The sequence below is a fragment of the Nostoc sp. genome (assembly GCF_036917755.1).
GTDB lineage: Bacteria > Cyanobacteriota > Cyanobacteriia > Cyanobacteriales > Nostocaceae > Nostoc.
Genome location: NZ_JBALFC010000115.1, coordinates 24,097 through 34,763 on the forward strand (window position 1 = coordinate 24,097; position 10,667 = coordinate 34,763).

The 10,667-nt window shown below is 42.5% G+C and carries 8 protein-coding genes and 1 pseudogene; 2 read left to right on the plus strand and 7 right to left on the minus strand.

All coding sequences use genetic code 11. From position 1 onward, the window contains the following. Positions 1 to 54: 54 nt before the first annotated feature. The 7 genes and pseudogenes from V7L05_RS25350 to V7L05_RS25380 form a co-directional block, all read right to left on the minus strand. Complete coding sequence (locus tag V7L05_RS25350; RefSeq protein ID WP_335168201.1) at positions 55 to 1,437, minus strand: PrsW family glutamic-type intramembrane protease; 1,383 nt, start codon at positions 1,435 to 1,437, stop codon at positions 55 to 57. 627 nt (positions 1,438 to 2,064) lie between these two features. Continuing rightward, on the minus strand, positions 2,065 to 2,517 hold the full coding sequence (locus V7L05_RS25355) for a nitrate reductase associated protein (protein ID WP_335168211.1): 453 nt from the start codon (positions 2,515 to 2,517) through the stop codon (positions 2,065 to 2,067). A 121-nt stretch (positions 2,518 to 2,638) separates the two neighbouring features. Continuing rightward, entirely contained in the window at positions 2,639 to 3,097 is a 459-nt protein-coding gene (locus V7L05_RS25360) for a phosphate-starvation-inducible PsiE family protein (protein WP_334947387.1), read from the minus strand. A gap of 371 nt (positions 3,098 to 3,468) precedes the next feature. Continuing rightward, entirely contained in the window at positions 3,469 to 3,690 is a 222-nt protein-coding gene (locus V7L05_RS25365; RefSeq protein ID WP_335168204.1) for a molybdopterin dinucleotide binding domain-containing protein, read from the minus strand. A gap of 29 nt (positions 3,691 to 3,719) precedes the next feature. Then, positions 3,720 to 4,274: pseudogene (locus V7L05_RS25370) on the minus strand (molybdopterin-dependent oxidoreductase); the annotation flags it as partial. A gap of 315 nt (positions 4,275 to 4,589) precedes the next feature. Continuing rightward, positions 4,590 to 6,086 carry a NarK family nitrate/nitrite MFS transporter gene (locus V7L05_RS25375; RefSeq protein WP_335168213.1) on the minus strand — a complete coding sequence of 499 codons (1,497 nt, stop codon included), beginning with the start codon at positions 6,084 to 6,086 and terminating at the stop codon, positions 4,590 to 4,592. A 530-nt stretch (positions 6,087 to 6,616) separates the two neighbouring features. After that, positions 6,617 to 8,224 carry a ferredoxin--nitrite reductase gene (locus tag V7L05_RS25380; protein WP_335168206.1) on the minus strand — a complete coding sequence of 536 codons (1,608 nt, stop codon included), beginning with the start codon at positions 8,222 to 8,224 and terminating at the stop codon, positions 6,617 to 6,619. 504 nt (positions 8,225 to 8,728) lie between these two features. Here V7L05_RS25380 and V7L05_RS25385 point away from each other — a divergent pair. Next, on the plus strand, positions 8,729 to 9,139 hold the full coding sequence (locus V7L05_RS25385; RefSeq protein ID WP_335168208.1) for a QcrA and Rieske domain-containing protein: 411 nt from the start codon (positions 8,729 to 8,731) through the stop codon (positions 9,137 to 9,139). A gap of 23 nt (positions 9,140 to 9,162) precedes the next feature. Next, positions 9,163 to 10,464 (plus strand): HEAT repeat domain-containing protein, encoded by a 1,302-nt coding sequence (locus tag V7L05_RS25390; protein ID WP_335168215.1) that lies wholly within the window; start codon positions 9,163 to 9,165, stop codon positions 10,462 to 10,464. The last annotated feature ends 203 nt before the right edge of the window (positions 10,465 to 10,667 follow it).

Consider the following 10,667-nt stretch of genomic DNA (forward strand, 5'->3'; position numbering starts at 1 on the left):
AAGTATTGGGCATTGGTTATTCTCCTTATCCCCCTCATCCCCCTCCCTCATCCCTTATTTTGGGCTAATAAATCTGGTAGCAAAATTTTGCGATCGCGTCGGTGACAGCGCCCGTGCCTTGAGAATTGCTGCCATCAAAAAGGCGTAAGATAACACCCCAACAACTACCAACAGCAAGGCATTGATTGATCCTGTAGCATTCCACAGAGCGTGGAGCGCAGAGGCACTAAGATAACCAATAGAGAGAATTTGCCAACTTCTACTGGGTTTGAGGACAGCCAACCCGATAAAATAACCCAGGTAGCCACTATAAGCCATGTGTCCGGCTACAGAGCCTAAAATTCGCGGAATTAACAGTTGTAAACCTGCCAGTTGACCAGCAGCGCCTGCACCCACCTGTTGCGAGACATTTTGAGTAATATCTGGCACATATTGTCCGAGAGTTTCCAAGAGAGTGAAGCCCACAGCCGAAGCTGTTCCCAGGAGAATACCATCTAGAGGTTCCCAGACCCCAATACGTTCCCGCCAAGGTGAAGACAACATTCTACCAATAGCAAAAGCCCCTAATACAGGCAATGCCTTGAGTAATTCCTCCATCAAGCCAGCGCCAAAGAACATCCGCACCAGCAACTCTGTGAAGGTGATAGATTCTTGGGGTGAGGGCAAGTTTCCAGGCAGAACGGTGCGAAACACGAAGATAAATAGATCCAAAAGCGGACTGAGCAAAATCAGCATCGTACCCAATGCCGCAGCCATTAGCACCCACCAAGGCTTCTGTTTACCGCAAAGTTGGTAAACAAAATAGTAGGCAGCGAAGGCGATGTAAGTTGCTACAATAACTTGATTAGCCTGGGGCTGACCGACTGTAGCAAACATTAACACTACAAAGATGACGGTCAGTATTCCCGGTATGAGGTAAGCTTTACGAGTTAAATCTTTACCAGTGGAAATAATCGGAAAAAGCTGTGTGAAGCTAACAGAATCTGGCTGCTTTAATTGCGTGTGGTTGTGGTAGTTCGTTGCCGAAGGTAATGGTATAATTTGGTTAACTGTCGTGGCCGGGGTGAGTGAGGTAAACTCGTACTCAAAAACGTATTGTGGGCCATCAGCACCTAGAGAAATGCGATCGCCTGGGTGCAATTCCTGACATTCATATAAGCGTTGTCCATTCAAATAAGTGCCATTAGCACTATTCAAATCACACAGCACCCAGCTGAATTTGCTATCTGGCGATAGAGAAAGGGGACGAACCACCGCATGACGACGAGATACCATTCGGTACATCATGGCATCCAAGACAACTTGGCAGCTGGGGTCGCGTCCAATTACCATTTCTTTACTGGGGGGCAGGGAGTAGCGAGATTCTGATCCAAAAGCTGCCCCATTACCAGACACTAGCCGCAGAAATGCATTATGTCTTGCGTTTTTGCCTGTCATCGATAAGAAGTGCGTTTCTAAACTAATTCTTCACATAATTTGGCAGCAGGACTAACCTTAGCCACATTAACAGCAGCATTGCTAAATCCACTATAGCTTCACTTACTGCTAAGAAATTTAAAATTTCCAGATGCAAAATTTAAAATTGTTTCACTTGATGTGAATCACTATTCCATCTACTGAGAGTTTATCCTAAACTTGGCTTGTGACCCGGATAAATCAGCTTGTATCGGTGGTATACTCTTGACATCGTAGTTGCAAATTAAACCCACGGCAATTGATCAGAAAATAGTAGTTTTTACTGCATTTAGTTTGCTCCAAAAACTATATAATCTTCAGTTTTCTGTTATCAGTTGTTTTTGCTACTGATAATTGACTAATCTCCTTTGCAGTAGGGAAAGAAACTGCACCGAAGATCGAACCAGATTTCCGGTATCTTGCCTCAAACAACTGTAGCCAGTTCTGGGTGTTCAATCTTAGTTCCAAGTACTGTGAGGAATTCTGCTAGCCAATGGGGGTGAGCATTTCTGATACATTACAGCATTAAATGTGCTTAATGTATTATTTAATACTAGTAACTTAACAAAGTGTAATGCACCTACAGATTTGTTAATGGCTATTGACTAATTAAAGCAGATGAAATTCTGCGATCGCTATGGGAAAGTTTTTGTTTTCATGTCCTGGGTGGCTGAGTTTAATCAAGGCAAAACGCTGTAAGGGCGTTAAAGCTGCCCAATGTTGCTCTGTTAGGGTTACACCTATTTCTTGAGCTTTTTCCTGAAGGTTGGCTGGTACAGTGGCAGAGTCTAGCCATGCGGGATGAGGCTCGATGGGCAATTTTGTCGCTGGTCTACCCGTGCGTTGTAGAATTAACTGCTGGATATGGTCGTGATAAAACTGAATTTCCGTTTCTGTAGTGCAAGGTAATTCGACTAAAGCTTGACGCTCTGCTGTAGTCATTTGATTCCAATCAGACAATTTTAGCTTGATGCCACAGATATCTAATTTGCAACGCACCTGCATGGGGATGCAACGCAAAGAATCAACAAAGTCTGCTTCAAATTCAAAGAAATCTGTCATTGCTCGACAAACCCAAAGTTGATGGGTGAGGATGGGGAGTAGGGAGTGGGGAGTGGGAAAAGCGGCAAGTTTTGTGGCTCTTGTCTTTATCCCCATTACGAATTACGAATTACGAATTATTTTAACTTGCATCTTTGGAATTACTGAGACGAATGATCAAATAACTAATTGATAGGGCAAGAATAGCTATACCTAGACCAATTATATCAAGACCTGCAACTTTTTCTAAGTCAAGAATAATAATTTTTCTGGCAACAGCAATTAAAGAAGTAACAATAACTAATTCAACCTGAAAAACGTGTTTTCGTAAATAGGCTGTAATATTTTCTAAAATCTCTAAAGCAATTAAAATATTTAAAAATAAACCGAAAACCTTATACAAAGTTCTGTTGAATGTACCATAAGGGGCTGTAAATAATTCTTTAAAAATAAAGATTCCTAAATCTGCGATACCTACCAAAATCACAATTACCATGAAAATAGATAGAACTTTAGAAACTAGCACTTCTATATTTTCGATGACGTGCATGAAGTTCTCATCTCTGGTAGTTACTAAAATTCGCCTCAGTAGCTTTTTCATAATGCTGCACCCGATTCTAAAATAAAAGAAAATCCCATAGATAAATCTAGAGGATTAAAATAATTTGTAATTCGTAATTACGTTTTGTAACGGAGATTTTAATTAGGCGTTCAATTCGTGTTGCCCTTCTTAGGTAGGAGAATTAAACTGAACAACTTTGTTAAAAAAGATGCCTTGCTGATGTTTTGTAAGTTTTTTATCTATTTTTTATTCTTTATTCATAGCTAAAATACCGGCTCAGTAAAACCTCTTGTTACTAGAGATTTTATCTCTTTAGATATGGTAATTGGTAACAGTCAAAAGTAGAGAGTCATAAAAAATTATCATAACTATTGACTATTGATTATTGACGAAATTACCACTTTAGAGGTTTACTTTGCAGCTGACCATTGTGAGGATTGGAGTTGATAATTTTTGACTGTAACTTCCACAGAAATTGGTATCAGCTGCACTGCACAGGCTTTTAATTCTGGTTGCAGCGAATCGGGGCAAGATTCTGGATGGGTGAGGGCATTAGCTTCAGCATTGTCTGCCCACAGTGAACCCCAGTGCATGGGGATAAAAACTGTACCAGGCGCGATCGCTTTTGTCACTTTAGCAGGAAACTTAGCTTTACCGCGACCGTATTGGTGCCAATTAAAAACGCACAGTCAGTTAACTCTAAGTCTTCGTAACAGCATGGGGGGCCATCTGAGCCAAAGCTTTGAACGTAGCCAGCTACAGCACTAGACATACATAAGCGAGAGTTGGCGTCAAAATTATTAGTACCCAGACAGCCTTTCATGAGTTTCTGGGCTATGTAATAATCTTCGGTTTGAAACTGACCGGAACCATACATACATATAGCTTCTGACCCTTGAGTGAAACGCACGGTTTGAATACGCTGCGTGATGAGATTAAAGACTTCATCCCAACTAACCCGCCGAAACTCTTGATCTAAGGAGTCTCGCACCATTGGGTAATGTAATCTATTTTTATCTAAAGATTCTGCGATCGTTGCGCCTTTGACGCAAACCATACCCTGACTGGATGGATGGGCTTTATCGCCCCGGACTCGCCAAATTGGATTTCCTTGGCTATCTCGATTAGTTGCTTTGCCAAGTTGGGCTGGAGGTGAAACTTCTAGTCCACAACCAACACCACAGTAGGGACAGAGGGTTTTGGTAAATTCACTCATGGCTGTTGTACCATTTGGTTATTTTGATTGTGCAACCTCAGATGTAGCGACTGTTTGAGAATTTTGTGTGTTACAGAAAAACTCTTTGAAACTCTTATTCCTTTGCGTCCTTGGCATCCTTTGCGGTTCGTTTTTTCATAAATAGGACTTACGCAAAAATCGCTAAAAAGCTTAATTTATCGAACCGCAGAGACGCAGAGAGCGCAGAGAGAAGAAAAAGAGATTTTCAGGAATTAGGATTGTTATAGAAGGATGAAGTGTAAAGTTCCCTAATTTAAATCTGATCGTGAATTTTCTATTTCATCCTTCTGTTGATTATTCTTCGGTTAAGAAGATAGTAGTTGCAGTTTCTGGTAATTCACTTTCAGAAGTAGCGGCAAAGGAACCTTTTGGTTCTTTGAGGAAGAAGGCACACATGAAAGCGCAGATTAAAGCAGCTAAACCCATTGTGCTAAATAGTGTTGGAGCGTCGGTTAAACTAAAAATTGTCAGGTAAACTACGCCGCCAAAATTACCGTAAGCTCCCACATTACCAGCAATTTGTCCAGTGGCTTCTTTCTTAATTAGGGGTACGATGCTGTAGGTTGCACCGCAGCCAGCTTGGGCAAAGTAGGCGGCAAACATTGTAACTGCGATCGCTAGCGGAATCGGCCAGTTACTATTAATAAAATGTGCCATTAAATAACTAACACCAATGCCAGCAGTGATAATTGTCATTGTCCATTTACGGGAGCTAAATTTATCAGAAATTAAGCCTCCACTAGGACGAGAAACCAAATTTAAGAAGGGATAGGTAGCGGCAATCATTCCAGCGACTACATGCTCTAAAGCAAAGGTTTTTTCAAAAAATGCCGGGAGCATAGAAACAACTGCCAGTTCGCTGCCAAAGCTAGTTATGTAGGTGAATTCGAGTAAGGCTACTTGACCAAATTGGAAGCGTTCTGATGGAGCGTAGGTTTTTTTGCCAATTAGAAGTTCTCGGTTTACTTCCCAAGCTTTGTAACTTTGGTAAGCAAACAATCCTGCTAATAGCAACCAAGTCAGATACATTTGGCTCAAAGTTAGGAAGCGAATGTTCTTTTGTTCTAAGCGCCAAGCTAATAAACCTAGAGCGAAAATTAAACCAAAATTCGAGATAATCATCGCCCAGAAGCTTTTAATACTGGTCACTTCTAGAGAACCATTTTTCTTAGGCTTCTTGTAAACTTTACCAGTGGGCGTATCTTGGACGCTGTTGTAATAAATTACGCCGTAGATAGCTGCAATAATACCTGTAAGTGCGATCGCAAACCGCCAGTTAGAAGCACCACCAGCGAAAAAGCTAGTAGAAACTGCCAGCATCGGTAAGGCAAACTCTGCACCAAAAGCCCCAAAGTTACCCCAGCCGCCATAAATACCTTGGGCAATGCCCATTTCCTTCGGCTCGAACCATTCCGCCACCATGCGAATACCGACAACAAACCCAGAGCCGACAATTCCCATCAGCAAACGACTGATGACTAGTTGATTAAAATCTTGCGCTAACGCCGTCGCTAAACAAGGAACAACCGCAAACATCAGCAGCATTGAGTAGGTGATTCTGGGGCCAAAACGATCCAGAAGCATCCCAATAATTAGCCGTGCGGGAATTGTGAGGGCGAGGTTACAGATAGCTAAAGTTTTGATTTGCTCTGGTGCTAAATGTAGCTCTCTGCCAATGGTTGTAGTGAAGGGAGCAAAGTTAAACCAACAAACAAAGGTGAGAAAGAAAGCCAGCCAAGTCTGATGTAAGATGCGGTAGCGATCGCTGAATGAAAATAATTTTTTAAGCATTCCAATCTTTACTAATTGAATAAAACAGTGAGATGAGCCTTTGAGGTTGGAAGTTGAGCCTTTGAGGTTGGAAGTTGAGCCTTTGAGGTCGGAAGTTGAACCTTTGAGGTTAGAAGTTGAACCTTTGAGGTTAGAAGTTGAGCCTTTGAGGTTAGAAGTTGAGCCTTTGAGGTTAGAAATTGAGCCTTTGAGGTTAGAAGTTGAACCTTTGAGGTTAGAAGTTGAGCCTTTGAGGTTAGAAGTTGAACCTTTGAGGTTGGAAGTATAAGTTTTGCCCAATTCCAAATGGCACTAAGTTAAGATACAGCCCTTGCCCTGACTGGTTAAGAGCCTCTAGGCTGGGAACCCATTCTGGGAGGGCTGCCGCCTCCAGTGGCTTGAAGAGAGGCAGAGCCTCTCAGAATACATTCCCAGCCTCCAGGCTGGGAACGAGGCGACACAAGCCTTTGGGCTTTTCTTAGTGCCATTCGCCCAATGCCCAATGCCCAATGCCCAATGCCCAATGCCCAATGCCCAATGCCCAATGCCCACTAGAAGTTACTAACTACTAGGGCTTCTTGCTTGAGTTTTGCCCCAAAGTTTTTGATTAGTAAATCTTGCAATACTGGCTGCAAGTCTTCGCATGGTATGCCTTTGATAACGCAAGTTCCTAAATGGGCATCTTTGCCAACTTTGCCGCCCATATATATGTCAACGCCTTCCAAGGTTTTGCCATTTTTACGAGTTTTAGTTCCCATCAAGCCGATGTCTGCAACTTGCGGCTGTCCGCAGGAGTTGGGGCAACCTGTCCAGTGAATTCGCACCGGGTTGGTCAAGGTTAAGTCTTCTTCTAAGGCTTTAATCATTGCCAGGGCGCGGTTTTTGGTTTCGATGAGGGCAAAGTTGCAAAATTGTGCGCCTGTGCAAGATACTAGCGATCGCATCAGCAAACCTGGATCAATGGAAAACCTTTCTAGCAAAGGCTCTGATAAAAATGCTGCTAAACGCGAGTCAGCAATATTGGGGATAACAATGTTTTGCTCAACTGTAAAACGGATTTCGCCACTGCCGTAAACTTCCGCCATACGTGCAATTTCAAACATATCTTCGGCATCCAGTCGCCCGACGGGAATGTGCAAGCCTACGTAATTTAATCCGGGTTGTTTTTGTTTATAAAGCCCGATGTGATCGCGTTTTTCCCAGTCGATTTCGTCTTTTGCTGCTGCGGATAATAATGATTTACCCAAACGGGTTTCTACTTCTGCTCGAAACTTTTCTAAACCCCATTCATCAATTAGCCACATCAGGCGGGATTTTTGCCGATTAGCACGCGGACCATGATCACGAAAGACTTCCAAAACCGCTCTACATAGATTTACCACATCTTCTGGAGCCACCCAAGCATTCAGAGGAATCGCCGCCTCACAACGTTTAGCGGAGAAAAAGCCACCCACAAGGATATTAAACCCGAAAGTTTTTTGGGGAGTAGAGGATTGTTCACCACTCCCCACTCCCCATTCCCCACTCCCTTCTTGAAATGCTGGAACAAAAGCTAAATCGTTAATTTCAGCGTGAACTGAATTGTCTCGTCCGCCTGCGATCGCAATGTTAAACTTCCGTGGTAAATTGCTAAACTCTGGGTTCCCTTCTCCTTTGTTGGTGAGCATATCTTGAATTTGCTGTATCAACTCTCGCGTGTCGTACAACTCATCTGCATCCAACCCCGCCACGGGATCGCCTGTAATATTGCGGACGTTATCCATCCCTGACTGAACGGTGGTTAAACCAATTGCGTCAAATCTATTAAAGATATCTGGTAAATCTTCAATTCTGATCCCCCGTAATTGAATATTCTGTCTCGTAGTAATGTCAGCGCTGCCTTCATCTCCGTAACGCTGCACCACTTGGGCTAAAACACGCATTTGATTGCTGGTGAGAATACCGTTAGGCATCCGCAACCGCATCATAAACTTACCTGGGGTAACTGGGCGAAAAAATACACCCACCCATTTGAGTCGATGATCGCGGTCTATTTCGTTCATTCCTTCCCAGCCCAGGGCAGCAAATTTCTCTATCTCATCCCTAATGGCAAGTCCATCTTTTTCTGCTTTGAATTTCTCAAACTTATTCAGGCCGGTGGTAGTTACTGTGTCTGTCATGAGGCTGACTCTCGTGAGAATTTGTAGTGATAATCGCCCAACATCAATCAACCCGTAGTTCCATCAGGTGTTGTATCTACGAGGCTTAAGGAATAAAAACTTAATATTTACTTAAGGCTGATTATTTTTACTTAAGAGCATTCAAAAGTGAAACTTAAAATCCGTGATTAGTTAAGGAAAGCTTGTCCCCATTTACATCTTGGGAATTTGTCAAGCAGGTTTAGATACTGTTTATGTAACAATTTCTATACTCATAACTTAAGATGAGATTTCTGTTAAAATCGTATAAATTGTTACGTTTTTTTGGTAAAATAGCTGAAAATTCATGAATATTATGCATTTTTTGCATCAAACTCATCAATAAGCGGCGCAAAGCGCTTGATAAAGGTATTTCAGATGACAGAAGAGATTTTGGATTGCCATAGATTAATCCAAAATCTAAAATCTAAAATCTAAAATTGAGTGATAGATGTTAGCTAAAACTTAGATATTATTTCAGCAGCTATGAAACGTCGTGATTTTATTAATTGGGTAGGTTTGGGTTGGATAGCGAGTTCTCTACCTGTAGCGATCGCCGCCTGTTCTTCTGGGACAACTTCAGCATCTGGAGATTGGCAAACAGTGGGAACCTCGGCAGAATTAGATAAAAGAGGCGAATTGCTGGCGAAAAATTCACCCGTCGGGCCTGTGTTGGTAATCGGCACATCTAAAGCCGAAATAACTGCTGTTGACCCTACCTGCACTCATGCAGGTTGCACTGTAGCATGGAAAGCTGAGGCGAAAAAATTCGCTTGTCCTTGTCATGGTTCGGAATTTGCGGTTGATGGTAAAGTGCAAAAAGGCCCAGCAACAAAGCCGCTCAAAACTTACGCGGCTAAGATTGAGGGTAATTCAGTTGTAGTCAAGCCAACCTAGACAATTCAAAATTTAAAAAGAGGATCGTGAGTAACATCAACCAGCTTTTGGTGCAAGCCCAGGAAGCATACGATGCAGCTGATTGGTCATCGCTAATTCAATATTTACAACAATTAATCTTAGGTGCAGATTCTGAACATCCAGAGATAGTTGAAAATCGAGAGTATCTGCTGAATTTAGCACTTTCAATCTTAGAGATGGGGGATTTTCAACAGCGCTGGGAAATTACCAAGGTGTTGACTAACTTGGGAAATATTGCCATCCCACCACTGATTGACATATTAGAAGATGAAGATGCAGAGGAAGAATTACGCTGGTATGCAGCAAGGACTTTGGGCGAATTCCAGCACCCAGATGCGATCGCGTCAATGGTTGAATTGTTGAAAACTGATGAGGATGAAGAACTCAAAGCGATCGCAGCTACAGCCCTGGGGCAAATGGGTACTGTTGCGATCGCTGCACTCTCTGAACTTCTATTAGATGAAGATACACGGCTTTTAGGGGTGCGATCGCTTTGTTGTATTCGGCAACTAGAAACCATCACACCGTTATTGAGTGTAGTGCAAGATTCACAAGCAGCAATCCGCGCCGCCGCAATTGAAGCCCTCAGTAGTTTTCATGACGAACGTGTACCCCCAGTATTGTTAAATGCTGTGGATGATATAGCTGCTACAGTTAGGCGTGCAGCAGTCCTTGGTTTAAGTTTTCGCCCCGACTTACACCAAGGATTAGATTTAGTGACAAGACTCCAACCCAAGCTTTACGACTTTAACCTTGAAGTTTGTTGTGCAGCCGCAGTTTCCCTTTCGCGGATGGGAAGTGATGATGCAGCCAAATACTTATTTGATTTGCTGATTTCACCCCAAACACCGATAAAGCTGCAATTAGAAACCATTCGCGCTTTAAGTTGGGTGGGGATGCCACGCAGTTTGGAATATTTGCAAACAGCATTTGATCAAAGCACTTCCGAGACACTTTGGCAAGAAATTGTGACAGTTTTGGGGCGAGTGCAAAAGCCGCAGTTAACTACACCAGCCGCGGAAATTTTATTGCAAATACTGAGATCCCAACATCCAGCCACAGAGATTGCTAACGTTAAAAGCGCGATCGCATTATCTTTAGGACAGTTAGGTAAAATGCAGGCCATTGAACCATTGATTTCACTGCTAGCTGATTCTAATGCATCGGTGAGACTACACGCGATCGCAGCACTGAAAAATCTGGACAGTGAAGCCACACATCAACAATTGCAGCAGTTAGCAACTAATGCCACACTCACACCAGATTTACAACAAGGAATAGCGATCGCTTTAGCCGAATGGTAAACTCTAAAACTTACGCATGATAAGAAATACCAAATATCAACAATATAAGCAGTAAGATTAGTTGAAGAAGAATTCAGAAGTCAGAATCAATACTTCGCCAGAGCTACGTAACTGGAGTTTAGACTAAAAGCGATATGAGAGAACGCAAATCAAATAGAATTACAGATTAAAAATATTATCTTGTCAGGCTTAAAGTATCCGCG

What these genes read in the sequence shown, in the direction of transcription:
- V7L05_RS25355 (WP_335168211.1), bottom strand. Translation starts at nt 2,517, where the DNA reads ATGACAGATTTCTTTGAATTTGAAGCAGACTTTGTTGATTCTTTGCGT.
- V7L05_RS25350 (WP_335168201.1), bottom strand. Translation starts at nt 1,437, where the DNA reads ATGACAGGCAAAAACGCAAGACATAATGCATTTCTGCGGCTAGTGTCT.
- V7L05_RS25360 (WP_334947387.1), bottom strand. Translation starts at nt 3,097, where the DNA reads ATGAAAAAGCTACTGAGGCGAATTTTAGTAACTACCAGAGATGAGAAC.
- V7L05_RS25385 (WP_335168208.1), top strand. Translation starts at nt 8,729, where the DNA reads ATGAAACGTCGTGATTTTATTAATTGGGTAGGTTTGGGTTGGATAGCG.
- V7L05_RS25380 (WP_335168206.1), bottom strand. Translation starts at nt 8,224, where the DNA reads ATGACAGACACAGTAACTACCACCGGCCTGAATAAGTTTGAGAAATTC.
- V7L05_RS25375 (WP_335168213.1), bottom strand. Translation starts at nt 6,086, where the DNA reads ATGCTTAAAAAATTATTTTCATTCAGCGATCGCTACCGCATCTTACAT.